The organism is Streptomyces sp. NPDC088116, assembly GCF_044741745.1.
Lineage (GTDB): Bacteria > Actinomycetota > Actinomycetes > Streptomycetales > Streptomycetaceae > Streptomyces.
The window spans coordinates 1,025,664-1,049,510 of the sequence record NZ_JBIUTF010000001.1; the positions used below are offsets into that span (position 1 = coordinate 1,025,664).

At 70.5% G+C, this 23,847-nt stretch carries 23 protein-coding genes and 1 pseudogene; 12 read left to right on the plus strand and 12 right to left on the minus strand.

The annotated features are described in order from the left end of the window. Window positions 1-14: 14 nt before the first annotated feature. The 5 genes and pseudogenes from ACIOJD_RS04475 to ACIOJD_RS04495 form a co-directional block, all read right to left on the minus strand. Window positions 15-209, minus strand: a pseudogene (locus ACIOJD_RS04475) (DUF397 domain-containing protein); the annotation flags it as partial. Window positions 210-263: 54 nt separating this feature from the next. Then, entirely contained in the window at window positions 264-1,031 is a 768-nt protein-coding gene (locus ACIOJD_RS04480) for a Scr1 family TA system antitoxin-like transcriptional regulator (protein WP_401908202.1), read from the minus strand. Between the two features lie 425 nt (window positions 1,032-1,456). Continuing rightward, window positions 1,457-1,684, minus strand: coding sequence for a hypothetical protein (locus tag ACIOJD_RS04485; protein ID WP_401908204.1), 228 nt, complete (start codon window positions 1,682-1,684; stop codon window positions 1,457-1,459). A 148-nt stretch (window positions 1,685-1,832) separates the two neighbouring features. Further along, window positions 1,833-3,410, minus strand: a complete 1,578-nt coding sequence (locus tag ACIOJD_RS04490; protein WP_401908206.1) for a hypothetical protein — start codon at window positions 3,408-3,410, stop codon at window positions 1,833-1,835. Window positions 3,411-3,540: 130 nt separating this feature from the next. Then, the gene (locus ACIOJD_RS04495; RefSeq protein ID WP_401908208.1) at window positions 3,541-4,170 is read right to left on the minus strand and encodes a PH domain-containing protein; all 630 of its coding nucleotides are present in this window, start codon (window positions 4,168-4,170) and stop codon (window positions 3,541-3,543) included. A 335-nt stretch (window positions 4,171-4,505) separates the two neighbouring features. Between ACIOJD_RS04495 and deoC the strand changes: the two genes are divergently transcribed. From deoC to ACIOJD_RS04510, 3 genes are read left to right on the plus strand one after another with little or no spacing between them, the layout of a single operon-like run. Then, entirely contained in the window at window positions 4,506-5,453 is a 948-nt protein-coding gene (gene deoC, locus ACIOJD_RS04500; RefSeq protein ID WP_401908983.1) for a deoxyribose-phosphate aldolase, read from the plus strand. A gap of 25 nt (window positions 5,454-5,478) precedes the next feature. Then, window positions 5,479-6,939, plus strand: a complete 1,461-nt coding sequence (locus tag ACIOJD_RS04505; protein WP_401908209.1) for an aldehyde dehydrogenase family protein — start codon at window positions 5,479-5,481, stop codon at window positions 6,937-6,939. After that, on the plus strand, window positions 6,932-7,843 hold the full coding sequence (locus tag ACIOJD_RS04510; protein ID WP_401908211.1) for an aldehyde dehydrogenase family protein: 912 nt from the start codon (window positions 6,932-6,934) through the stop codon (window positions 7,841-7,843). Before ACIOJD_RS04505 ends, ACIOJD_RS04510 begins: the two co-directional genes overlap by 8 nt. Window positions 7,844-8,007: 164 nt before the next feature. On the opposite strand, the gene ACIOJD_RS04515 is transcribed toward ACIOJD_RS04510, so the two are convergent. Continuing rightward, a complete protein-coding gene (locus ACIOJD_RS04515; protein WP_401908213.1) occupies window positions 8,008-8,445 on the minus strand; it encodes a hypothetical protein in 438 nt (145 codons plus the stop codon). 204 nt (window positions 8,446-8,649) lie between these two features. Here ACIOJD_RS04515 and ACIOJD_RS04520 point away from each other — a divergent pair, with 204 nt between their 5' ends. Continuing rightward, a complete protein-coding gene (locus ACIOJD_RS04520) occupies window positions 8,650-9,354 on the plus strand; it encodes an ATP-binding protein (protein ID WP_401908215.1) in 705 nt (234 codons plus the stop codon). A 367-nt stretch (window positions 9,355-9,721) separates the two neighbouring features. Here ACIOJD_RS04520 and ACIOJD_RS04525 read toward each other — a convergent pair whose 3' ends face one another. Then, the gene (locus tag ACIOJD_RS04525; RefSeq protein WP_401908216.1) at window positions 9,722-10,483 is read right to left on the minus strand and encodes a SigE family RNA polymerase sigma factor; all 762 of its coding nucleotides are present in this window, start codon (window positions 10,481-10,483) and stop codon (window positions 9,722-9,724) included. Window positions 10,484-10,675: 192 nt separating this feature from the next. Here ACIOJD_RS04525 and afsQ1 point away from each other — a divergent pair, with 192 nt between their 5' ends. The 5 genes from afsQ1 (at window position 10,676) to ACIOJD_RS04550 (ending at window position 15,033) form a co-directional block, all read left to right on the plus strand. Next, the gene (gene afsQ1, locus ACIOJD_RS04530; protein ID WP_401908986.1) at window positions 10,676-11,353 is read left to right on the plus strand and encodes a two-component system response regulator AfsQ1; all 678 of its coding nucleotides are present in this window, start codon (window positions 10,676-10,678) and stop codon (window positions 11,351-11,353) included. Next, window positions 11,251-13,128, plus strand: a complete 1,878-nt coding sequence (locus tag ACIOJD_RS04535) for an ATP-binding protein (protein WP_401908217.1) — start codon at window positions 11,251-11,253, stop codon at window positions 13,126-13,128. The genes afsQ1 and ACIOJD_RS04535 overlap by 103 nt, the downstream gene beginning before the upstream one ends. A 149-nt stretch (window positions 13,129-13,277) precedes the next feature. Next, window positions 13,278-13,922: a hypothetical protein gene (locus ACIOJD_RS04540; protein WP_401908988.1), complete on the plus strand. Its 645-nt coding sequence runs from the start codon at window positions 13,278-13,280 to the stop codon at window positions 13,920-13,922. Between the two features lie 199 nt (window positions 13,923-14,121). Then, complete coding sequence (locus ACIOJD_RS04545) at window positions 14,122-14,700, plus strand: VanZ family protein (RefSeq protein WP_401908219.1); 579 nt, start codon at window positions 14,122-14,124, stop codon at window positions 14,698-14,700. 129 nt (window positions 14,701-14,829) lie between these two features. After that, on the plus strand, window positions 14,830-15,033 hold the full coding sequence (locus ACIOJD_RS04550) for a PspC domain-containing protein (RefSeq protein ID WP_401908220.1): 204 nt from the start codon (window positions 14,830-14,832) through the stop codon (window positions 15,031-15,033). Window positions 15,034-15,145: 112 nt separating this feature from the next. Here the strand turns inward: ACIOJD_RS04550 and ACIOJD_RS04555 are convergent, their stop codons facing one another. Both ACIOJD_RS04555 and ACIOJD_RS04560 read right to left on the minus strand, forming a co-directional pair. Then, window positions 15,146-15,523 (minus strand): ATP-binding protein, encoded by a 378-nt coding sequence (locus ACIOJD_RS04555; protein WP_401908222.1) that lies wholly within the window; start codon window positions 15,521-15,523, stop codon window positions 15,146-15,148. Window positions 15,524-15,669: 146 nt separating this feature from the next. Continuing rightward, window positions 15,670-16,803, minus strand: a complete 1,134-nt coding sequence (locus tag ACIOJD_RS04560) for an adenosine deaminase (protein WP_401908223.1) — start codon at window positions 16,801-16,803, stop codon at window positions 15,670-15,672. Window positions 16,804-17,341: 538 nt separating this feature from the next. Between ACIOJD_RS04560 and ACIOJD_RS04565 the strand changes: the two genes are divergently transcribed. Further along, entirely contained in the window at window positions 17,342-18,061 is a 720-nt protein-coding gene (locus ACIOJD_RS04565; RefSeq protein WP_401908224.1) for an alpha/beta hydrolase, read from the plus strand. A 138-nt stretch (window positions 18,062-18,199) separates the two neighbouring features. Here ACIOJD_RS04565 and ACIOJD_RS04570 read toward each other — a convergent pair whose 3' ends face one another. Further along, window positions 18,200-19,186, minus strand: a complete 987-nt coding sequence (locus ACIOJD_RS04570) for a LysR family transcriptional regulator (RefSeq protein WP_401908225.1) — start codon at window positions 19,184-19,186, stop codon at window positions 18,200-18,202. 62 nt (window positions 19,187-19,248) lie between these two features. On the opposite strand from ACIOJD_RS04570, the gene ACIOJD_RS04575 reads away from it, so the two are divergent. Both ACIOJD_RS04575 and ACIOJD_RS04580 read left to right on the plus strand, forming a co-directional pair. Further along, window positions 19,249-20,550: an MFS transporter gene (locus tag ACIOJD_RS04575; RefSeq protein WP_401908226.1), complete on the plus strand. Its 1,302-nt coding sequence runs from the start codon at window positions 19,249-19,251 to the stop codon at window positions 20,548-20,550. Window positions 20,551-20,793: 243 nt separating this feature from the next. Then, entirely contained in the window at window positions 20,794-21,801 is a 1,008-nt protein-coding gene (locus ACIOJD_RS04580; protein ID WP_401908228.1) for a sigma-70 family RNA polymerase sigma factor, read from the plus strand. A gap of 26 nt (window positions 21,802-21,827) precedes the next feature. On the opposite strand, the gene ACIOJD_RS04585 is transcribed toward ACIOJD_RS04580, so the two are convergent. Further along, entirely contained in the window at window positions 21,828-22,235 is a 408-nt protein-coding gene (locus tag ACIOJD_RS04585) for an STAS domain-containing protein (protein ID WP_401908230.1), read from the minus strand. Window positions 22,236-22,458: 223 nt separating this feature from the next. Continuing rightward, a complete protein-coding gene (locus tag ACIOJD_RS04590) occupies window positions 22,459-23,736 on the minus strand; it encodes a thymidine phosphorylase (protein ID WP_401908231.1) in 1,278 nt (425 codons plus the stop codon). Window positions 23,737-23,847 lie beyond the last annotated feature (111 nt).

Consider the following 23,847-nt stretch of genomic DNA (forward strand, 5'->3'; position numbering starts at 1 on the left):
ACCGACCCCCCGGGTCAGAGTTCGGTTCCTTCGGGGATGAGGTGGTCGTACTGGCCGGCCTTGACGGCCAGTATGTGCGCCAGCATCTCCTTGTCGGTGAACCGGAGAGCACCGTCGAGGTCCCGGCGCTTGGTGTCCCCGAATGCGACGCCGCCTTCGATGGGCATGATCTGGACGCAGTCGTCGCCTGTACCGGCGCTGAACGAGGATTTCTCCCACTCACCGTCGAGCGGCGCAGCGTAGAGGTCACCCTTCGGGGTCGCTCATGACAGCTCCTTCTCAATCTTTGCGAGGCGTCTGACGGTTGCTTCCTCATCCAACGCGTGATCCGCGAAGTCGACAAACCTCCGGCGGGCTCGCCGTACCTCCGCAGGATCGTCCTGGAGGGTTTCGCCTCGCGACCGTTCCTGCGAAACGACGCTGCGGTGGTCGGCACCAGGGAAGTCGATAATGCTGAAGACAGCGCCAGAGGTACTCGCCGCTCCCGCGGTGAAGGGGATCATTCGTAGAGCGATGTTCCGCTGTCCGACGATCGAAATCAAGTGCCGGATCTGTGCCCGCACGAGCTCCGGTCCACCGACAACCGCCCGCAGGGCGGACTCCTGACAGAGAGCATCCAGAACCGGCGGATTGCGACGGGTGAGGACTTCCTTTCTCCTCAACCGGGCCTGGACGAAGGCTTCACGGCGCTCCGTACTCTCATTCTTCTGTCCGAAAGCGACGATCGCCTCGATGTACTCACGGGTCTGAAGGAGACCCGGTACGTATGGTCCCGACTGCATCGAGATGCGTTCCGCAGCGTCTTCGAGGGAGAGAAAGCGGTGCGAGTCACCGGTGAACACGGCCTGGACTTCTGGCCGTTCGTACCATGCCCGGCCGTACGACCTGCCCTGCTCTATCGTCGCGACAATTCCGGCACGTTCCTCGGGCGTCGCCTTGTACGCATTGAGCAGCTTGGGCAACTGCTCATCGGTGGGGAACGCCTGACCTCGCTCGATCTTGCTCACGGTGAACCGCGAGACGCCAAGCACCTCTCCGGCTGCCGTCTGCTTGAAGCCGGCTTCCAGGCGCAGGCGCTGAAGCTCTTTCCCCTACCCGGCGCATGGCGAAGATGGCGTTCCCGTTGACGCTGACCGTCACGGTTCTTCCCTCCCGATGGTCTCCCGATACCGCCAGCGTATCGGCCGGTCACCCACCTCACTCACTCGTCGGAATGGACCCATCACCCTTAGTTGCGATCACCAGGTCGCGTGACCCCCACTGAGACGCACGCGCCGCGAACACGCTCAACTGCGGTGCGCAGTCCTCGTCATGCGCGGCCCGGAACATCCCGTACCCGTGATCGAAGGGTGTGGGCCATGAGCCAACTCGACCAGCGTGGTTACGTCCTGGCGGTAGAGCGCCACCCTTGCACGGCAGTTGCCGTCCCCGAGGCCCGCGCCATAGCGGCCCGTGCCTACGCGCCGTACCCCTGGGTGGACCACGACATGGTCAAGTTGCTGGTCAGCGAGACCGCGACCAACGCCGTGCTGCACGCGGGCGGGGGCGGGTTCGATCTGATCTGCCATTCGCCCGTGGGCAGTTCGATCCAGATCGAGTTGCACGACCGGTCCAGGTCCGAACCGACGCGCCACGTGGCCACCGCATGGGACAGCCACGGCAGAGGGCTTGAACTGCTCGACATCCTCGCCCCCGGATGGTTCGTCGTCACCACGCCGACCGGGAAGAGCCTGATCTTCAGGTGGAGGCGAACCGGTGCCCGACCGACACACCACCGGCTCCGCAGCCGACCTGATCCCGCACGGCCGCCCCCTCACCCGCGACGACCCTGTCTACCTGCGGCTGCTCGAACTCGTACTGACAGGCCTCGGCGGCACGATCCCCCTCACCTCGGACGACGAACCCGGTGATCCCGACGACGGCGACGGCGACAGATACACGCGGCAGTCGCGCTCACCCGGAAGGTCCGGGAGGCGGCGGACCCGCCAGTCGCGGGCGTAGGCCGGTGGGCCACTCCTCCCCGTCACCACGACGGCCACCGGCCGGTCGCGGGCGAGGGCGGTGAGCCCGGCGGGGGTGATGCTGCCGTCGTGTCCCGCGGTCTGCCGCGAGGCGCAACCGGCGCGGAAGGCGATACGGACGGCTTCCGTCCCGGTGATCACACAAGGCGGGCGGACGCCCTGGTGTCGCAGTTCGGCCACCACCCGGCCGAACGCCACCTGGCTGGAGCGGCCCCGCTCCGCCACACCACGCAACACGGTGTACTGGGCCGACTGATGGGCGGCCAGCAACAGGCCGAGGGCGACCGCCACGAGCAGACGTGGCCGTGCGGTCCTGCTGATCCAGATCACACAGACCGCCGTCGGCAGCGCGAGCAGCGCGTAGGCGGGGAGCAGGAAGCGCGGCGCGGCGTAGCCGATCATCAGCAGGTACGGCACCGCCATCGCGAGGCCGACGAGTGTCGGCACCAGCACGACCGGCAGGCGCCGGAGACGGGTCGCGGCCAGAACACCGCCGGTGGTGAGCAGGGGGAGGAGGAACCACCACACCGCGGTGACCGGCCGCCGCCACGGCACATCGCAGGGCCGGCACAGCGACCGCCCGTCGAGCGCGCGCATCTGGTCGCCGAAGGCGAGATGCCAGCCCAGGCTGCCTTGGATCTCGCTCGCGCGCCGCAGCCTCGTGAGGAGGCCTCCGTAACTGACGTACGCCTCGACGACCCACTGCGCGCAGCCGAGGACCGCTCCCGCCGCCAGAACCAGCAGCAGTAGCGGGCTGCGCCACGCCCTGACCAGGAGTACGCAGAGGGCGAGCGGCAGCACGAGCCAGAAGGCATCGGTGGGGCGCATGAGCCCGACGAACGCCACCCCCGCGCCGAGGCCGGCGAGGGCGACCCGGTCCGACCGGTCCCGCGCCGCCCTCAGGAAACAGCCGACCGCGAACAGCGCCCCAAGGGCGACCCACAGGTTCGGCATGACCTGCGGGCCGTAGAACACAGTGATCCACAGCCCGGCGAACAGCCCGCCGGCGAGGGCGAGTACCGAAGGAGGGAACAGCGCTCGCCACACCCGGAAGGCGCAGAAGAGCCCGATGCCCGACAGCAGCGCCAGGTAGCCGCGCAGTATGCCGACAGACGAGGTCAGCGCGGTCACCGGGGCGACGAGGAAGGTGATGCCCCGGGCACGCGGCGCGCTGAAGAATGCGGCATCGGTGCCCGGGGTCACCTGGCTGACGTACACCGTTTCGTCCCAGCCGAGCCCCGAACCGGGCACCACGACGACGAGTTGGACGAGCACGTAGACCCCTGCCACGGCGGCGAGCCATCTGAGATCCCGCCCGGTCGTCCAGCCTCGGTCGGGCCACAAATCCAGGTCTCGCCGACCGGAGGCCACCGCCGAGGTCTGTGTCATGCTCACCACGCTGCATCCGCGCCGCGCCGGGGGCCATCCAGGCAGGGCACTCGGACGAACCGGCGGCTACACCGCGAGCGATGCGCCGGAACGGTGGGGCATGGAGACTCCACCCGCCCGCCGTGGTTGCTCAGCCCGTCAGCAGCAGCACCAGCAGGACCACCAGGCCCGCGACGGCCGGCGCGATGATTCCGTACGCCCAGCGCACCGTCGGCTCGCCCTGGGCGGTGGGTCGGGCGGCGGATCGTTCGGAGAGTTCGCGCAGTTCGGCGACCGCACGGTCCGCCAGGGCCAGTTGTGCCTCGTCCGCCCTCGCGCCCTGCGAAGCCCTGCCGCGCGGGGCGCCGACGGTGCCGATGCCCATCGGGTCGCCGTGCGTCAGACGCGCCTGCCGGCGGTTGGCGCGCTTGCGCTGGCGCAGGGAGACGGGGACGGCCCACATCTGGAACTTCCCGGCGTTCTCGGTGAACACCTCGCACGAGAAGGTGGCCCGCACATCCGTGACACTCGCCCAGGGAAGGCTGATCGTCCGGAACGGGTTCCTGATCCGCAGCCGATCCTGCCCGGCGTAGACCGCCGGACGCAGGCTGAACGCGACGATGAGCGGCACGACGAACAACAGCGCGGCGAGCGCCAGCCAGGGCGTGCGGCCCGTCCCCCGGAAGAGCGCGTCGCCGCCCAGCCAGCCGACGATCACGAGCAGCAGCACACCGCCGAGGATTCCCCCGGCCGAACGGTAGACGCGGTCGGCGTAGGCCACCGGAGTCCCACCCGACGCGGGCGCTCCACCCGGCGCAGGCACTCCACCCGACGTGGGCGTCCCACCCGACACAGACGCTCCACCCGACGCGGGCGCCCCATCCGACGCAGACGTCCCACCCGGCTCCGCCACCCCGTCCGGCGTCGGCTTTTCCGGCGCAGACGCGTCCGGCGTCGGCTCGGAGGGCTGCTCAGGGCTCGGGGTCGTCATACAACCGATTCTGCCGTACCCCTCGCACCACCCCTCCCCCGGTCACCGCTCACCATCGGCCCGCCCGCACAACCCGCACCCCCTGTACAGGCTGCTACGCGCGTAGATATGCTCCTCTGGTGACCATGCCCACCATTACCCCCGCATTCGCCGACGTGACCGCGTCCGACAGCGCACTGCGCCGCTTCCTCCACGGGCTGCCCGGCGTCGACACCGTCGGCCTGGAGGCACGTGCCGCGTCGCTCGGGACGCGGTCGATCAAGACCACGGCCAAGGCGTACGCCATCGACCTGGCCATTTCCATGATCGACCTGACGACACTCGAAGGCGCGGACACCCCGGGCAAGGTCCGGGCGCTCGCCGCCAAGGCTCTCCGGCCCGATCCGACCGACCGTACGACTCCCGCCACCGCGGCGGTCTGCGTCTATCCGGACATGGCGGAGACAGCGGTGGCCGCGCTCGCCGGCTCGGACGTGAAGGTCGCCTCCGTCGCCACCGCCTTCCCCGCCGGCCGCGCCTCGCTGGGCGTGAAGCTCGCGGACACCCGCGACGCCGTGGCCGCCGGCGCCGACGAGATCGACATGGTCATCGATCGCGGCGCGTTCCTCGCCGGGCGCTATCTGAAGGTGTACGAGGAGATCCGCGCCGTGAAGGAGGCCGCGGGGGCCGCCCGCCTCAAGGTCATCTTCGAGACCGGCGAGCTGTCAACGTACGACAATATCCGCCGCGCCTCCTGGCTCGGCATGATCGCCGGCGCGGACTTCATCAAGACGTCGACCGGCAAGGTCGGCGTCAACGCCACCCCGGCCAATACCCTGCTGCTGCTGGAGGCCGTGCGCGACTTCCGCGCGCAGACGGGGGTGCAGGTCGGCGTGAAGCCGGCCGGCGGCATCCGTTCCACCAAGGACGCGATCAAGTTCCTGGTGCTGGTCAACGAGACCGTCGGCGCGGACTGGCTGGACAACCACTGGTTCCGCTTCGGCGCTTCCAGTCTGCTGAACGACCTGCTGATGCAGCGTCAGAAGCTCAGCACCGGCCGGTACTCCGGCCCCGATTACGTCACGGTGGACTGAGGCACAGATGGCAACTGAGGCAGAGATGGCATCCAAGAACGCATCGAACGCGTTGAACGCATTCACCTACGCACTGGCCCCGGAGTCCCGCTCCGTCGTCGACATCGCGCCGAGCTACGGCCTGTTCATCGACGGCGAGTTCGCCGAGGCGGCCGACGGCAAGGTCTTCAAGACCCTCAGCCCGTCGACGGAAGAGGTCCTCTCCGAAGTCGCCCAGGGGGGCGCCGAGGACGTCGACCGTGCCGTCAGGTCGGCCCGTAAGGCGTTCGAGAAGTGGTCGGCGCTGCCCGGCGCCGAGCGGGCCAAGTACCTGTTCCGTATCGCGCGGATCATCCAGGAGCGCTCGCGCGAGCTGGCCGTCCTGGAGACCCTCGACAACGGCAAGCCGATCAAGGAGACCCGCGACTCCGACCTCCCGCTGGTCGCCGCGCACTTCTTCTACTACGCGGGCTGGGCCGACAAGCTCGACCACGCCGGCTATGGAGCCGACCCCCGCCCGCTGGGCGTCGCGGGCCAGGTCATTCCGTGGAACTTCCCGCTCCTCATGCTCGCCTGGAAGATCGCCCCGGCGCTCGCCACCGGCAACACGGTCGTCCTGAAGCCCGCCGAGACCACCCCGCTCTCCGCCCTGTTCTTCGCGGACATCTGCCGCCAGGCCGGGCTCCCCAAGGGCGTTGTCAACATCGTCACCGGTGACGGCACCACCGGAGCCGCGCTCGTCGCGCACCCGGACATCGACAAGGTGGCCTTCACCGGTTCGACCGCCGTCGGCAAGGCCATCGCGCGCGAGGTCGCCGGTACGGACAAGAAGGTCACGCTCGAACTGGGCGGCAAGGGCGCCAACATCGTCTTCGACGACGCCCCGATCGACCAGGCCGTCGAGGGCATCGTCACCGGCATCTTCTTCAACCAGGGCCAGGTCTGCTGCGCGGGCTCGCGGCTGCTCGTACAGGAGTCGGTTCAGGACGAGTTGCTGGACTCGCTCAAGCGCCGGCTGGCCACGCTGCGCGTCGGTGATCCGCTGGACAAGAACACCGACCTCGGCGCGATCAACTCGGCCGAGCAGCTGGCCCGTATCAAGAAGCTGGCCGACGCGGGCGAGGCGGAGGGCGCCGAGCGCTGGTCCCCGGCCTGTGAACTGCCGTCCTCCGGCTACTGGTTCGCGCCGACCCTCTTCACGAACGTCACCCAGGCGCACACCATCGCCCGTGACGAGATCTTCGGCCCGGTGCTGTCCGTACTGACGTTCCGTACGCCCGACGAGGCCGTGGCCAAGGCCAACAACACCCCGTACGGCCTGTCGGCGGGCATCTGGACCGAGAAGGGCTCCCGCATCCTCGCGGTGGCGAACAAGCTCCGGGCGGGCGTCGTCTGGGCCAATACGTTCAACAAGTTCGACCCGACCTCGCCGTTCGGCGGCTACAAGGAATCGGGCTACGGCCGCGAAGGCGGCCGCCACGGCCTGGAGGCATACCTCGATGTCTGACTCGACCTCGACCTCGACGCGACTGAGTGTCCTCAAGACCTACAAGCTGTACGTCGGGGGCAAGTTCCCCCGCAGCGAGAGCGGCCGGGTGTACGAAGTGACGGACTCCAAGGGCAGTCTGCTGGCCAACGCCCCGCTGTCCTCCCGCAAGGACGCCCGTGACGCGGTCGTCGCGGCCCGCAAGGCGTTCAGCGGCTGGTCGGGCGCGACCGCGTACAACCGGGGCCAGATCCTCTACCGCGTCGCCGAGATGCTGGAGGGCCGCCGCGAGCAGTTCGTACGGGAGGTCGGGCAGGCCGAGGGCCTGTCCAAGTCGAAGGCGGCGGCGCTCGTCGACGCGGCGACGGACCGCTGGGTCTGGTACGCGGGCTGGACCGACAAGATCGTCCAGGTGGTGGGCGGGGCGAACCCGGTCGCCGGCCCGTTCTTCAACCTCTCCACCCCCGAACCCGCCGGTGTCGTCACGGTCCTGGCCCCGCGCGAGTCGTCCTTCCTGGGCCTGGTCTCGGTGATCGCCCCGGTGATCGCGACGGGCAACACGGCGGTCGTCGTCGCGAGCGAGAAGTCCCCGCTGCCCGCGCTCTCCCTCGGCGAGGTGCTGGCCACCTCCGACCTGCCGGGTGGCGTGGTCAACCTGCTCTCCGGACGGACCGCCGAGATCGCGGCCCCGCTCGCCGCACACCAGGACGTCAACGGGATCGACCTGACCGGCGCGGACGAGGCCCTGGCCAAGGACCTGGAGATCGCGGCGGCGGACAACCTCAAGCGCGTGCTGCGCCCGAAGCCGGCGGACGTGTCGGACTGGTCCGCCGACCCGGGCACTCACCGGCTGACGGCGTTCCTGGAGACGAAGACGGTCTGGCACCCCACGGGGAGCCTGGGCGCCTCCGGCTCGGCGTACTGACGTACTGACGCCCGGGGGCCCGCCACGCCCCTCGGCGTAGTGACATACCGACGCCCAGGCCCGCCACACGCCTGTCCGTACTGATGTACGGACACCCAGGGCCCGCCACGGCACGATGCCCGCTTTCCCTCGCTCCGGAGGCGAAAGCGGGCATCCGTCGTCCGTCACCCCGGCAGCAGCCCCAGCGCGGGCCCGACCAGCGGCAGGTTCTTGAGCGCCCCGCCGCCCTTCGTCAGCGGATCGGTGACGATCGCGGTGGACACCGGCTTGAAGTCGGCGACCTGCGTGCCCACCGCGTTGTCCAGCGGGTCCACGCCCGTACCCGACAGCGGGTAGAGCTTGAGGTTCTTGGCCGGTCCCAGCGCACCGGCCGTCGCGTGGCCGAGCGCGCCGACGACGCCCTGGACCGCGGCCTCACCGGATTCCGCGAGTTTGGCGTCGTTGAGCTTGCTGTCGGTGCTCGTCGTGGGCGCCGGGGCGGCGGGCTGCGCCGCCTGGGCCGCCGTACCGCCCAGACCGAGGACCGCGCTCGCCGCGGTGACGGTCAGACCGGCGCGCAGCAGAGCGTGGCGCGGGGAGGAGGGAGCTGCATGACGTGCCATGTGGTTTCCTGCCTGGCAGAGGGTTTGAGTAATCGTGGCGACACGCAGCGTAGTTGAGGCGTGGTGCCGATACCACCAGGACCGGCCGACCTCACCCGGTCGACCCCGCCGCCGGACTCACTGCCGGACTCGCCGCCGAACTCGCCGGCCGATCGCGGTCCCCGGGGATCCCTCACGCCGGTTCATGCCGCACACTGGTGTCCCGTGAGCTCTCCTTCCCTTGCGACCCGCGTCGTGCTTCTCACGGGCCCTTCCGGCTCCGGAAAGTCGTCCCTCGCCGCCCGCACCGGCCTGCCCGTGCTGCGCCTCGACGACTTCTACAAGGAGGGCGACGACCCGACGCTGCCGCTGGTCCCGGACACCACGGACATCGACTGGGACTCCACACGGTCCTGGGACACGGACGCCGCCGTCGCCGCGATCGTGGAGCTGTGCCGTTCGGGCCGTACGACCGTTCCCGTCTACTCCATCGCCACCAGCGCGCGGGTGGACACCGAGTCGCTCGACATCGGGCGTACGCCGCTGTTCCTCGCGGAGGGCATCTTCGCCGCCGATATCGTCGCCCACTGCCAGGAACTCGGCGTACTGGCCGACGCGCTCTGTCTGCGCGGGCGGCCGTCGACCACGTTCCGGCGGCGGCTGCTGCGTGATCTGCGCGAGGGGCGGAAGTCGGTTCCGTTCCTGCTGCGGCGCGGCTGGCGGCTGATGCGGGCCGAGCGCGCGATCGTCGGCCGGCAGACGGCGCTGGGGGCGCATCCGTGCGCCAAGGCGGAGGCGCTGCGCCGTATCACCGCTGCGGCGGCCGGGCGCTGCGTCAAGCCGCGCGGCGTGCCGTCCCCCGCGACGGGCACGGCCGCTCCCACCTCCGTCGCCCCCACCTCCGCCGTCCCCAGCCCGAGCGGTCACTGAGCGGCCGGCCACGTTTCAACCGTACGAACCGAGTTGTACGAACCGAGCCGTACGGCCCGAGTCGGCGCAACACGAACAACACAGCGGCACGTGCGGCACAAAGCAACACGAGCAACACCAACAACACCAACAGCACAGCGACACGGGCAACACAAAGCGGGACCGGACAGGCCCCCCAGCCCGGTCCGATCCCGCTTCGTTCCCCCGTACCCCCCGGTGGATCCCCGCGTCCCCCGTGGATCCCCGTACTTTCTCCCCCGGGCCGCTCGTTCTCCCGGGCCCCCTCGCTTCCCCTGAATCCCCCCGTGCTCCCGCCGTTTCCCCCGAAACGGCGGGCCCTGCTCCCCCGTACTTCCCCCCACTGCCCTCAGGCGACCAGTTCGCCGAAGGACTCTTCCTCGTCACGGCCGAAGCTGAGGACCTCGTCCTCGCGCAGCCGGCGGAGCGACCGCCAGATGCTCGACTTCACCGTGCCGACACTGATGTCGAGGATGTCCGCGATCTCCGGATCGGTGCGACCCTCGTAGTAACGCAGTACCAGCATCGTGCGCTGGAGTTCGGGAAGGCGGGTGAGCGCCTGCCAGAGCACCGCGCGCAGTTCGGTGCCGCGCATCGCGTCGGTGTCGCCCACCGTCTCCGGCAGCTCCTCCGTCGGGTACTCGTTGAGCTTGCGCCTGCGCCAGGCGCTGATGTGCAGATTGGTCATCGTGCGGCGGAGGTAGCCCCCGACCGCCGCCTTGTCGCTGATCCTGTCCCACGCCCGGTACGTCGAGAAGAGGGCGCTCTGCAACAGGTCCTCGGCCTCGAACCGGTCGCCGGTCAGGTGGTAAGCGGTCGCGTACAGGGAAGCGCGGCGCTCCCTGACGTAGGCGGTGAACGCCGTTTCGGCGTCCTCCGTCTCCGCCTGGACCGACCGTTCCCCCGTTGCCTCCCCGTACGCGACTCCCCCGTTGCCCCCGTTGAGCACCTGGGGCGCGTCAACCACCGTCATGTACGACGGCTTGTGCTGACGCCCGGCGCCGCGAACGCACCCCCGCCCGTTCACGGCGCCGGACTTCTCGCTGCTCCGCGTGATGTCGTGAAGGCGCGTGATTACTGCGCTCGTGGTGGTGCCGTGCAGTGCGTTCATCCCGCGCCCCCCGTCGGTTGGAGTTGCTTCGTTCCGTGTGCCAATGAGCTTGCCGGGGCAGTTTCATGGCCCTGTCCGCCGACTGTCACAGGCGTGTCACAGGGCGCTGCGGTCCTTGTGGAACAGGTGAGGAACGGATGGGAGCGCTCCGACGGTCGAACTCCGGTCCCCCCATGAGACAGAATGACCTCCGTGCCTTTCCTGCTGCTGATCGAGGACGACGACGCCATCCGCACGGCCCTCGAACTCTCGTTGTCACGCCAGGGCCACCGTGTGGCCACCGCGGCGACGGGAGAGGACGGCCTGAAACTGCTGCGGGAGCAGCGGCCGGATCTGATTGTGCTGGATGTGATGCTGCCCGGTATCGACGGTTTCGAGGTGTGCCGCCGCATCAGGCGCACCGACCAGCTGCCGATCATTCTGCTGACCGCCCGCAGTGACGACATCGATGTGGTGGTCGGCCTGGAGTCCGGCGCCGACGACTATGTGGTGAAGCCGGTGCAGGGGCGGGTGCTGGACGCCCGTATCCGAGCGGTACTGCGGCGCGGCGAGCGGGAGTCCACGGATTCGGCGACGTACGGCACCGTGGTGATCGACCGTTCCGCCATGACCGTCACGAAGAACGGCGATGATCTCCAGCTCACCCCGACCGAGCTGCGGTTGCTGCTGGAGTTGAGCCGCCGGCCCGGACAGGCGCTGTCGCGGCAGCAGTTGCTGCGGCTGGTGTGGGAGCACGACTACCTGGGCGACTCGCGTCTGGTGGACGCGTGCGTGCAGCGTCTGCGGGCGAAGGTGGAGGACGTGCCGTCCTCGCCGACCCTGATCCGTACAGTCCGCGGCGTGGGCTACCGGCTGGACGCCCCTTCGTGAGCAACGCACCCATGGAGGACGGGCCGGACGGCGGCCCGCCGGAGATCGGCGCGACGAGGAACGACGACGCGAAGGGCGCCACGAGTCCCGAGGGACCCGAGGGACCCGAGGGACCCGAGGGACCCGAGGGACCCGAGGGACCCGAGGGACCCGAGGAATCTCAGAGGTCCCAGGGGGCTGCCAAGTCCCAGGAGTCCACGAAACCTCAGGAGTCCACCAAGCCCCCGGGGTCCACGGGACGTTCGGCGAAGAAGGCCATTGTCGCCGGGCTCCGGCTGACCAGTCTGCGGCTGCGGCTCGTGGTCGTCTTCGGGGCCGTCGCCCTGACCGCCGCCGTCTCCGCGTCGGGGATCGCGTACTGGCTCAACCGCGAGTCCGTACTGTCCCGGACGCAGGACGCCACCCTCAAGGACTTCCGGCAGGAGATGCAGAACCGCGCGGCGGAGCTGCCCCAGCGGCCGAGTCAGGCCGATCTCCAGACCACCGCCGAGCAGATGTCGGGCGACAACTCCGGTTACAGCGTGCTGCTGATCGGTGAGCGTGCCGAGGGGAAGCCCATCGTCGGGGCCTCCGATCCGGACACCTTCACGCTCGCAGACGTGCCGCGCTCGCTGCGGGAGGCCGTCAACGACAAGCAGAAGGTCACCTCGGGGAACGCGTACCCGTACCACCTGTTCTGGCAGCGCACCGAGCACGGCAGTACGCCCTATCTGGTGGGCGGTACGCGGATCATCGGCGGCGGGCCGACCGGGTACCTGTTCAAGTCCCTCGACCAGGAGCGCGCGGACCTCAACTCGCTGGCCGTGTCACTGAGTATCGCCACGGGGCTCGCGCTCATCGGCTCGGCGCTCCTCGCGCAGGCCGCGGCGACGACCGTGCTCAGGCCCGTACAGCGGCTGGGAGAGGCATCGCGAAAGCTCGGCGAGGGCCGGTTCGACACCCGGCTGCGGGTGACGGGGACGGACGAACTGGCCGACTTGTCACGTACGTTCAACAAGTCCGCCGAGTCCCTCCAGAAGAAGATCGCGGACATGAGCGCGCGCGAGGAGTCCAGCCGCCGCTTCGTCGCCGACATGTCGCATGAGCTGCGTACCCCGCTGACCGCGCTCACCGCCGTGACGGAGGTCCTGGAGGAGGAGACCGAGAACCTCGACCCGATGATCGCGCCCGCTGTGAGGCTGGTGGTCAGTGAGACCCGCCGGCTCAACGTCCTGGTGGAGAACCTGATGGAGGTCACCCGCTTCGACGCGGGTACGGCCCGGCTCGTCCTCGATGACGTCAATGTCGCCGACCAGGTCACGGCCTGTATCGACGCGCGCGCCTGGCTCGACGCGGTGGAGCTGGACGCCGAGCGGGACATCATGGCGCGGCTCGACCCGCGCCGGCTCGACGTGATCCTGGCGAACCTGATCGGCAACGCGCTCAAGCACGGCGGTTCGCCGGTCCGGGTGGCGGTGCGGACGCAGGGCGAGAAGCTGCTCATCTCGGTACGGGACCACGGCCCCGGCATTCCCGAGGACGTCCTGCCGCATGTCTTCGACCGTTTCTACAAGGCGAGCGCCTCCCGGCCGCGCTCCGAGGGCAGTGGCCTCGGTCTGTCGATCGCGATGGAGAACGCCCATATCCACGGGGGCGACATCACGGCGGTCAATGTCCCGGAGGGCGGCGCGATGTTCGTCCTGCGGCTGCCCCGGGAGGGCGAGTCGGCGGAGCCGGATCCGGAACGGGAGAGGGAACGGCAGCGGGAACGGGGAGAGGAAGGCGACGCACCGTGACGGCCAGTGGCGTGAAGAGCCCGCGCGGTACGAACGGGAGCGGGGCGCACGGCCATGTGGCGTGCCCCGGCGAGACGCACGCGAACACGGCGCGCGGCAGCGGCAGGGGCGAGAGCGGGGCGCACGGGAGCGGTACGGAACCGGGGCGGATACGCCGGCCCGCCGTGGCATTCGCGCGCCTCGCGTGTGTGACCGCGCTCGCCGTCGTGGCCACGGGGTGCGGGATCCGCACCACGTCGGTGCCGGTGGACGCCGGGCACGCACCCTCGCGGATGCCGTGCGAGGTCTCTCCCGAGAAGGACGTCATCACGAGCCGGAACCCGGGCGTGCCGGTGCGGGTGTATCTCGTGTGTGCCTCCGGGCTGGTCCCGGTGGAGCGGGCGGCACAGATACCGGACGGGAAGACGCTCGACAGCCGGCTGCGCATCGGGCAGGGGCTGCTGGACGAGCTTCAGGCGCAGCCGTCCTCCACCGAGCGGAACGCGGGCTTCACCACGTCCGTACGGGGGCCGCTGCTCGTCTCAGGGCCGCGCGAGGGCGACCCGGCGGGCACGCTGCGGCTCAGCCGCCAGCCGGAGGACCTGCCGCCGACCGGGCTGGCGCAGATCGTCTGTACGTTCGCGGAGAGCGAGGCCACGAACGGCAAGGTGGTGCTGGGCGGGCCCGGCGACTATCCGGTACGCGGATACACCTGCGACACCCGCACGAAGAACCACCCGGACGAGACGGCCCCGACGCGCGCGGCATCGGTTTCTCCGTCGGGAACCCCTTCCGCGTCCCCGTCGTCGTCGTGAGCGCGGGCGCGCGGCCTCGGGTACGCGCCCCAAGGGCGTAACTCCAGGTGCACAACCCGCCGCGGTGCCTCGCGCACCCCGCCCCACCCGGGCCCGCGGTGGCCGGACCGATCGCCTTGTACGGGTGATGCCCGTCTCATGAACCCCTTCTTCCGCATCCGGCGGAACCGACAGCGCCGGGCTCCGCGTCTTGGGATTCGTGCGTCAAGGTCCGGGCGACAGTGCCCTCATCCGCTTCCGTACGGCGGGGCTCGTTCTCCTCCTCATCCATCTACTGCTGGTGGGGTGGCTGACGCTTCGCCCGCTGGACGTCCTGTGGGTGAACGCGGCCAATCTGACGCCGTTCGCCGGTATCAGGGCTGATCTGGCCCTGGGGCCCCTGGTGGCGGCCCGGCGGATCGGCGAGGGACTGCTGCTGCTGGCCCCGCTCGGTGTCCTGCTGCCGGTCGCGGGCGGCCGTCTCACCGTCTCCTTCTGGGCCTCCCTGGCCCGTACGGTCGCGGCCGGCGCGATGATCTCTCTGGGTATCGAGCTGTTGCAGACCGGGGTGCCCGGCCGGGTGGTCGACGTGGACGCGATGCTGCTCAATACGGCCGGGGTGGCGCTGGCGCATCTTCTGGTGGTTCCTCTGGGCCGCTACCGGCTGCGCCGCAGGCTGGAGTCCGGAAGCGGCCGTCGTACTACTCCCCGGCCCGGCGGCCGGCCTGGGCTGCTCCCGCGGGAGGACATCTCTCAGGGGGCGACCCCGACAATTCCCAGGGTCGGCGTCGCCCCGTAGAGCGAGGCGTTGTACCGGGCTCCGGGGGCACCATGGAGATATCGGGAGCACGCGACGAACGCGACGAAGAGATTCGAAGGGATTCCAAGAGAAGCTCCCTCATTCACGGTCTCGCAAAGGAGTTTCACCATGGCCGCACTGGTACGCCCCCGCGACGGACGGATGATCGGCGGAGTGTGCGCGGCGCTGGCGCGGCGCTTCGGCATGTCCGCGAACACCATGCGGGTGATATTCGTGGTCTCGTGTCTGCTGCCGGGCCCGCAGTTCCTGCTTTATCTGGCGCTGTGGATCCTGCTGCCGGGCGAGAAGAGCACCGCCTCGACCGCCTGGTAACCGGCCGGGGCCGTCTCGTACACGACCGCCTGCCCGTCTGTGGACGGACATGAATGGGCGCGTACCCGCATACGGATACGCGCCCATTCATACGTCGTGGTTCCGGACAGGCTCAGCCGCCGAGCGGGATTCCGTTGACCGGGAGTCCCTTCTGTCCCGTGTTCACCGGGATCCCGCCGAGCAGCGTCTTGAGGGAGAGGCCGTTCTGGAGACCCTGGAGCAGCTGGGGCGCGGCCTGCTGGAGCGCGCCGAGCCCGGTCGTGGCGCCGGTCGTCGCGTCGGAGACGGGCGCCGGGAGCTGCTTCGCGACACCGTCCACCGGCAGGGCGCCGGTGACATCGCCCACCGGCACCGCCTTGGTGACGCCGCCCAGCACGGCACCCGCGTCGGGGACGCCGGGCGCGGCGGCCGATGCGGTCCCGGCGGCGGTGGCGGCGAAGGCGGCACCGAGGGCGGCGGCACCGAGCGTCTTGGCGACAGACTTCTTCATCTGGAATGTCATCCTTGGGGAGGGGAATGTGAGCGGCTCTGCAAGTTAGCCATCCACACACGGCCCCGCAAACACCCGGAAGCGGCCGGGATTTCGTGTTCCCGGCCGCTCACCGGGCCAGTTGCGCGGCGCCCGCTACCCGGGTATCAGCTGGTCACAGCGGTCTGCTTGAACAGCCATTCGGATTTCAACTCCGCATATCCCGGCTTGATCACGTCATTGATCATGGCGAGTCGTTCATCGAAAGGAATGAATGCTGATTTCATCGCATTGACCGTGAACCACTGCATGTCTTCGAGTGTGTAGTCGAACGCGTCGGCCAGCAGCTCGAATTCGCGGCTCATGGTGGTGCCGCCCATCAGACGGTTGTCGGTGTTCACCGTGGCGCGGAAGTGCAGTTCGCGGAGCAGACCGATCGGGTGCTGGGCGATCGATTCGGCCGCGCCGGTCTGGATGTTGGAGCTGGGGCACAGCTCCAGCGGGATGCGCTTGTCCCGTACGTACGCGGCGAGTCGGCCCAGTGTCACCGTGCCGTCCTCGGCGACCTCGATGTCGTCGATGATGCGCACACCGTGACCGAGCCGGTCGGCGCCGCACCACTGGAGCGCCTGCCAGATCGAGGGCAGCCCGAAGGCCTCGCCCGCGTGGATGGTGAAGTGGTTGTTCTCCCGCTTCAGATACTCGAAGGCATCGAGGTGGCGGGTGGGCGGGAAGCCGGCCTCGGCGCCCGCGATGTCGAAGCCGACCACGCCCGAGTCGCGGTAGCGGTTGGCGAGTTCGGCGATCTCCAGGGAGCGGGCCGCGTGCCGCATGGCGGTGAGCAGGGCACCGACCCGGACGCGCCGGCCGTTGGCGAGGGCGCGTCGCTCGCCCTCCCGGAAGCCCTCGTTGACGGCCTCGACGACCTCTTCGAGGGTGAGCCCCCGCTCCAGGTGCTGCTCGGGCGCGTACCGCACCTCCGCGTAGACGACACCGTCCTCGGCGAGGTCCTCCGCGCACTCGGCGGCGACCCGGAAGAGCGCGTCACGTGTCTGCATGACGGCGCAGGTGTGCGCGAAGGTCTCCAGATAGCGCTCCAGCGAGCCGGAGTCGGCCGCCTCGCGGAACCAGAGGCCGAGCTTGTCGGACTCGTGCTCGGACAGGCCCTCGTAACCGGCGTCGCGGGCCAGCTCGATGACTGTGCCCGGCCGGCAGCCGCCGTCCAGGTGATCATGGAGAAGGACCTTGGGGGCGCGGCGGATCTGGTCGGCGGTGGGCGGGCGGTATGTCTGGCTCGTCATCTGGGCACTCTAACGCCTACGCGCGTAGATCACCGACGGTCGATACCTAACAGTGACCACGCGGACGGGTGGAGTACACGTGTCCTTCTGAGACTGTTCTGCCATGGGACAGCACGCAGTTCCCGGGCCGGAGGAACGAACGGCGGGCCGGGACGGGACGGCACGCGGGCGTCGGGCAGAGCCATGGGCACGAGCAGGGACACGGTGGGCGCGGGTGGCATGGGCGGGGGCAGGCACGGGAGCCGGAGCACTGGCGCGAGCACGGGCACGGGCACGGGCGCGGGCGGAAGTGGAACCGGACTCGGGAACGGGATCCGAGGCGGGAGCGGGACCGGAGACGGGAACGGGATCCGAGGCGGGAGCGGGACCGGAGACGGGAACGGCATCCGAGGCGGGAGCGGGACCGGAGACGGGAACGGCATCCGAGGCGGCAGCGGGACCGGAGACGGGAACGGCATCCGAGGCGGGAGCGAGATCGGAGACGGGAACGGCACGCGGGCCGGGAGCGAAGGCTGAGGCGCGGGCGCGGCTGGGGCGCGTGATCACCGCCCCCGCCGCCGGATCGGCCATAGGCGGTGTGGTGCTCGTACTCCCCACGGGCGAACCGGTCTCCACCCGGCGCCCCTCCCCCCTCGCGTACGCGCGCATCCTGCCCCTCGCGCGCTCGCTGGCCAGGGCGGGTGCGCCCGAAGGACTGGTCGTGCACGTGGTGCACTACCGCAGCCGCGGCTGGAACGGTACGGACGCACACCTCGCGGCGGACGCCGAGTGGGCGGCGGACGAGGTCGTACGGCGCTACGGCGACGTGCCCGTCTGCCTGGCCGGGCACGGCATGGGCGGCCGCGCCGCGCTGCGGGCGGCGGGGCACCCGGCCGTCAACTCCGTACTGGCGATGTCGCCCTGGCTGCCGGAGTGCGACCGGGCCGCCGAACCGGAGCCGGTACGACAGTTGACGGGTCGTCAGGTTCTGATGATGCACGGCACCAACGACGCGCTGTGCGACCCCGACCTCTCCTACCGGCTGGCCGAGCGCGCCAAGAAGATCAATCGGGACACCTGCCGTTTCGAGGTCCACTCCGACGGACACGCGCTGCGCCAGCACCACGACGAGGTCCTGGCACTGGCCTCGGACTTCGTACTGGGGGCGCTGCTCTCGCGCGCGTACTCCCGGCCGGTCGCCGACGCGTTGGCGGCGCCTCCGCCGCTGGGGCTGCGGATGCCGCTGGCGGCGGGGTTCGGACGGTCGCTGCGGCCGTAAGCGAGCCTCGGCCACAGAGCGCCCGGTGGGCGCCGAAGACGCTTCGGCGCACGCCCCGTGGGCCGCGGACCGTCCGCCGCCGACTCCGTCGGCCCGTCCACCTTCCCGGTCTCCTCCTGGCGTCCTTCCCGGCGTCCATCAGTCCGGGAGCAGCTGGCCGCGCCGGGACAGCAGGAAGCGTTTGAAGGCCGCCACCGGCGGGGTGTCCGGGTGGCCGTCGAGCCAGGCCACACCGATCTCGCGGACCGCGCGCGGCGCCGTGACCGTCAGTTCCACAACTCCCGGGCGGGCCACGGCCGGTGGCGGCAGCAGGGCGACGCCCAGGCCCGCCGCCACCAGACCGCGCAGCGTCTCCGCCTCCTCCCCCTCGAACGCGACGCGCGGACGGAAACCCGCCTCGGCGCACAGGTCGTCGGTGATCCGGCGCAGCCCGTATCCCGGTTCGAGCGTGACGAAGGTTTCGTCGGCGGCCTCGGCGAGGCGGACGCGTCGGCGCCCGGCGAGCCGGTGCTCGTCGGGCACGACCAGCCGCAGCCGCTGTTCGTCCAGCCGCCGGGCGACCAGGTCGGGGGCGTCGGGCACCGGCGAGGTGAGGCAGAGGTCCAGTTCTCCCGCGCGCATGCGCTCGATCATCGCCTCGCCGTAGTTCTGCACGAGCTGGAAGCGCACCCGCGGATGGTCGGCGCGGAAGGCCCGGATCAGTCCGGGCACGGTCTCCGAACCCATGGTGTGCAGGAAGCCGAAGGCGACCTTGCCGGACGCCGGATCGGCGTCGGCGCGTACGGACTCGGCGGCCCGCTCCACCTCCGCGAGGGCCCGTTCCACGGAGGAGAGGAACGTCCGGCCCGCGTGGGTGAGGGAGACCGTACGGCCCTTACGGGCGAACAGGGCGATGCCCAGGTCCTGTTCGAGCCGGACCATCGCCCGGGAGAGGGTGGACTGCGGTACGGCCATGTCCTGCGCGGCGCGGGTCACATGCTCGTGGCGGGCCACCCCGGCGAAGTACGCCAGCCGGGGCGCGAGGACCGCGGACCACGACTCGGGGTCCAGTTCGGCTGTCGGCGCCATGTCTTCTTCGTGACTGTCCCATGACAGACGCTTCCGTGAGCTGTGTTCATGCACCATGGGAACGATTATCGCCATTCCATGCATTGGACGCATGAGTGCACGGTACTTACGGTCGTTGTATGCCTTCAGTCAGTACCGAGGCACCCACCACCCCGGGTGCCTCCGCCGCACCGTCCGCTCCGGCCTCCTCGTCGTCGGATTCGCTTCTCTCCCCGGGCCGCCCCGGCTACCGCCGGATGAGCTTCGCGCTCTTCGCCGCCGGAGTCGCGACCTTCGCCCTCCTCTACTCCACGCAGGCCCTGCTGCCCGCCATCTCCACCGACCTCGGTGTGACGGCGAGCCAGGCCAGTTGGACGGTCTCGGCGGCGACGGGCGCGCTGGCCCTGTTCGTACTGCCGCTGAGCGCGCTGTCCGAGCGGTTCGGCCGGCGCACGATGATGACCGCCTCGCTGCTGATCGCGGTCGTGGTCGCTCTGCTGGTGCCGTTCGCGCCGAACGTGGAGTGGCTGGTGGCGCTGCGCGCCGTGCAGGGCGCGGCACTCGCCGGCCTGCCGGCGTCGGCGATGGCGTACCTCGCGGAGGAGGTGCGGCCGAAGGCGCTGGTCGCCGCGATCGGGCTGTTCGTCGCGGGCAACAGTGTCGGCGGCATGAGCGGCCGTATCGTCACCGGCTGGGTCGCCCAGCTGTGGGGCTGGCGCGCGGCGCTGGGCGCGGTCGGCCTGATGGCGGCGCTCTGCGCGATCGTCTTCCGCCTCATGATCCCCAGGGCACGGAACTTCACGCCCCGGTCGCTGAGCCCGCGCGCGCTGGCGAAGACGGTCGGCGGGCACCTGTCGGACCCGCTGCTGCGCCGCCTGTACGCGATCGGCGGACTCTTCATGATGGTGTTCGGCGCGGTCTACACGGTGATCGGCTACCGGCTGGTGGAAGCGCCGTTCAGCCTCTCGCAGGGCGTCATCGGCTCGATCTTCCTGGTCTACCTGGTCGGAACGGTCTCCTCGGCCGCGGCCGGACGGCTGGTCGCCCGGCTGGGCCGGCGCGGCGCGCTGTACCTGGCGGTGGGCACGACGACGTCCGGTCTGCTGCTGACGCTCTCGGACGCGCTGGTCATGGTCCTGCCCGGCCTGGTGCTGATCACGGCGGGCTTCTTCGCGGGCCACGCGGTCGCCTCGTCGGCGGTGAGCGGTACGGCGAAGACCGGCCGCGCGCAGGCCTCGGCGCTCTACCAGTCGGCGTACTACCTGGGCAGCAGCGCGGGCGGCGCACTGGGCGCGCTCGCCTTCCACGCGGGCGGCTGGGAGGCCACGGTGGCGCTGGGACTGCTGGCGGTCCTCGGGGTCGTCTCGATCACGCTGTACGGGAGCCACGCGGCGCGCGCGCAGGCGGCGCGGCGACCGGTGCGGGCGGCGGCACAGCGGTAACGCGGAACCGCACGGACTGACGGATACGGACCGGGCCACGGCGCGAGAGCGCTGCGGCCCGGTCCGTATCCATGTGTCCGGGCGGGGCGTCGGCGTGTCCGGGCGGGGATCGGCGTGTCCGGGCGGGGGCCGGCGTGTCCGGGCGGGGGCCGGCTGGGGCAATTTCTCCGGAAACCGGCGGATGTCGGTGGGCTGCGGTAGCTTCCGAGGGTGTGGGTTCCAAGGGGGCTATTGGGGTGACCGATGAGTGATCTTGTAACAGCAGAGGACCTGGATTCCCGGCTGGAGAAGTACCGGACGGAGCTGACCGGCTACTGCTACCGGATGCTGGGCTCGGCCTTCGAGGCCGAGGACGCCGTGCAGGACACGATGGTGCGCGCGTGGCGTGGCTTCGAGAAGTTCGAGGGCCGCTCCTCGCTCCGTTCCTGGCTGTACCGCATCGCGACGAATGTCTGCCTGGACATGCTCAACGCGGGCAATCGCAGGGCTCGCCCCATGGATCTGACCGCGCCGACTCCGGTGGCCCAGGCCCAGCTCAGCGCGCGCCCCGAGGATGTCTGGCTGGAGCCGGTGCCGGACGGCCGGGTGCTGCCGTCGGTGGCGGATCCGGCCGAGACGGCGGTGTCGCGGGAGACGATCCGGCTCGCGTTCGTCGCGGCGCTCCAGCATCTGCCGCCGAAGCAGCGGGCCGTGCTGATCCTGCGCGAGGTCCTGGCCTGGAAGGCGAGCGAGGTGGCCGAGCTGCTCGACACGACGGTCGCCTCGGTCAACAGCGCGCTCCAGCGGGCCCGCGCGACGCTCGCCGAGTCGCCGCCCGACGCGACGGACGCGGCTGCCGAGCTCGACGAGGAGCAGAAAGCGCTGCTGGAGCGCTATGTCGTGGCCTTCGAGGGCTATGACATGAAGGCGCTGACCGCCCTGCTCCATGACGACGCGAAGTTCACGATGCCGCCGTACGACCTGTGGCTCCAGGGCCACGACGACATCACCGGCTTCATGCTCACCATCGGCGCAGGCTGCCGTGGCTCGCGGCTCGTCCCGACCCTGGCCAACGGCACCCCGGCCTTCGCCCACTACAAGCCGGCGGAGTCGGGCGGCGGCTTCACACCGTGGGCGCTCCAGGTCATCGAGATCGAGGACGGCCGGATCACCGGGTTGCACTGCTTCCTGGACACGGAGCGCTGGTTCCCGCTCTTCGACCTGCCGCCGAGGCTGGGGAAGGAGCAGGAGAGGAAGCCGGACGAGGAGTGAGAAACGGCCGCTCGGCGGGCGGTGGCTCAGGGAGCTTGACGGTCTCCGTCGTCCGGTTCTCCGTCCCCCGCCGTCCGCTGGGCGATGCCTCCCAGCCCGACAAGATCCAGCAGCAGCCGAAGCTCCCGCCCCGCGCCTCGCAGCCTCAGTCGTCGGCCCCTTCTGCGGGCCGCCAGTTGGAGCCTGGCGAGGACCTCAACGGCTGCCAGACTCGGCTGGACGAGATCGCTGACGTCACAGATGACCTCGGCGGGCACGCTGTTGTCGTACGGCGACGTCCCGGTCTCCCGCACGGCCGTCCCCGCGGACAGTTCCGCGCACAGCTCCCCGCTGAGCCGGGGCGCATCGGCCGATGTGACGCGTCCGGCGATGACGAGAACGATCGGTTTCGTGACATCCACACGTAAGAGACCGGCCACGACGCCGGAACTCATCGCAGCCGCCCCGACACGGCCCGTACGCTGCCGGGCATGACCCCTGATCTGCCGGGTCCGGGGGGCGGTCCGAGCCGCCGGATGGCGGGCCTCGGTCAGCCGGCCGGGAACCCTTCGTTTCACCGGCGATCCCAGCATGCCGAACGGGATCGGTGGACGTCCACCGATCCCGTGCGCCCGAACCAGGGCATGTACATCAGCGGCCTCCGGCCGCGGGCGCAGGTCAGGCGATACGTTCCCGCACCACCGGCGTGGCCTCGTACGCCGTGCCCGGGGCTCCGATGTCGTAGCCGCCCTCCAGCGCCTCCAGCGCGTAGCCGAACCTCTCCGGGGTGTCCGTGTGCAGCGTCAGCAGGGGCTGGCCGGCCGTGACCGGGTCGCCCGGCTTGGCGTGGAGTTCGATGCCGGCGCCCGCCTGGACCGGGTCCTCCTTGCGGGCGCGGCCCGCGCCCAGGCGCCAGGCGGCGACGCCGACTCCGTACGCGTCGAGGCGGGTGAGGACACCCGACGACGGGGCCGTGACCACCTGTCGCTCGCGGGCCACCGGGAGCGCCGCGTCCGGGTCGCCGCCCTGGGCCGCGATCATGCGGCGCCAGACGTCCATCGCCGAGCCGTCGGCCAGCGCCTTGGCCGGGTCCGCGTCCTTCAGGCCCGCCGCGTCGAGCATCTCGCGCGCCAGGGCCAGGGTCAGGTCGACGACATCGGCGGGGCCGCCGCCCGCCAGGACCTCGACGGATTCGCGGACCTCCAGGGCGTTGCCCGCGGTGCGGCCCAGCGGGGTGGCCATGTCGGTGAGCAGGGCGACCGTCCGTACGCCGTGGTCGGTGCCCAGGCCCACCATGGTGGCGGCGAGTTCGCGGGCGTCCTCGATGGTCTTCATGAACGCGCCCGAGCCGACCTTGACGTCCAGGACCAGCGAGCCGGTGCCCTCGGCGATCTTCTTGGACATGATCGAGGAGGCGATCAGCGGGATGGCCTCGACGGTGCCGGTGACATCGCGCAGCGCGTACAGCTTCTTGTCGGCGGGGGCCAGCCCGTCGCCCGCCGCGCAGATGACCGCGCCCGTGGACTCCAGGACGTCCAGCATCTCGGCGTTGGAGAGCAGCGCCCGCCAGCCGGGGATGGCCTCCAGCTTGTCGAGCGTGCCGCCGGTGTGGCCGAGGCCCCGGCCGCTGAGCTGCGGTACGGCGGCGCCGCACGCGGCGACCAGCGGGGCCAGCGGGAGCGTGATCTTGTCGCCCACGCCGCCGGTGGAGTGCTTGTCGGCCGTGGGGCGCGACAGTGCGGAGAAGTCCATGCGCTCGCCCGAGTCGATCATGGCGGCGGTCCAGCGGGCGATCTCCGTGCGGTTCATGCCGTTGAGCAGGATCGCCATCGCCAGCGCCGACATCTGCTCGTCGGCGACCTCGCCGCGCGTGTAGGCGTCGATCACCCAGTCGATCTGCTCCGGGCTCAGCTCGCCCCGGTCCCGCTTGGTGCGGATGACGGAGATGACGTCCATGACGATCCTTTCGATGATGCGTGCCGTGCGACTTTCCGTACGGCATTCAGTACGTACGCGAGAGTATCCCGGACATCTCTACGCGCATAGATTCCCAACTGGTAATGACCG

Coding starts and splice junctions, on each gene's coding strand:
- ACIOJD_RS04575 (WP_401908226.1), top strand. CDS start 19,249: ATGCCTTCAGTCAGTACCGAGGCACCCACCACCCCGGGTGCCTCCGCC.
- ACIOJD_RS04560 (WP_401908223.1), bottom strand. CDS start 16,803: ATGACGAGCCAGACATACCGCCCGCCCACCGCCGACCAGATCCGCCGC.
- deoC (WP_401908983.1), top strand. CDS start 4,506: ATGCCCACCATTACCCCCGCATTCGCCGACGTGACCGCGTCCGACAGC.
- ACIOJD_RS04525 (WP_401908216.1), bottom strand. CDS start 10,483: ATGAACGCACTGCACGGCACCACCACGAGCGCAGTAATCACGCGCCTT.
- ACIOJD_RS04570 (WP_401908225.1), bottom strand. CDS start 19,186: ATGGTGCATGAACACAGCTCACGGAAGCGTCTGTCATGGGACAGTCAC.
- ACIOJD_RS04510 (WP_401908211.1), top strand. CDS start 6,932: ATGTCTGACTCGACCTCGACCTCGACGCGACTGAGTGTCCTCAAGACC.
- ACIOJD_RS04485 (WP_401908204.1), bottom strand. CDS start 1,684: ATGTCGAGCAGTTCAAGCCCTCTGCCGTGGCTGTCCCATGCGGTGGCC.
- ACIOJD_RS04490 (WP_401908206.1), bottom strand. CDS start 3,410: ATGACACAGACCTCGGCGGTGGCCTCCGGTCGGCGAGACCTGGATTTG.
- ACIOJD_RS04550 (WP_401908220.1), top strand. CDS start 14,830: ATGGCCGCACTGGTACGCCCCCGCGACGGACGGATGATCGGCGGAGTG.
- ACIOJD_RS04590 (WP_401908231.1), bottom strand. CDS start 23,736: ATGGACGTCATCTCCGTCATCCGCACCAAGCGGGACCGGGGCGAGCTG.
- ACIOJD_RS04555 (WP_401908222.1), bottom strand. CDS start 15,523: ATGAAGAAGTCTGTCGCCAAGACGCTCGGTGCCGCCGCCCTCGGTGCC.
- ACIOJD_RS04580 (WP_401908228.1), top strand. CDS start 20,794: ATGAGTGATCTTGTAACAGCAGAGGACCTGGATTCCCGGCTGGAGAAG.
- ACIOJD_RS04505 (WP_401908209.1), top strand. CDS start 5,479: ATGGCATCCAAGAACGCATCGAACGCGTTGAACGCATTCACCTACGCA.
- ACIOJD_RS04515 (WP_401908213.1), bottom strand. CDS start 8,445: ATGGCACGTCATGCAGCTCCCTCCTCCCCGCGCCACGCTCTGCTGCGC.
- ACIOJD_RS04585 (WP_401908230.1), bottom strand. CDS start 22,235: ATGAGTTCCGGCGTCGTGGCCGGTCTCTTACGTGTGGATGTCACGAAA.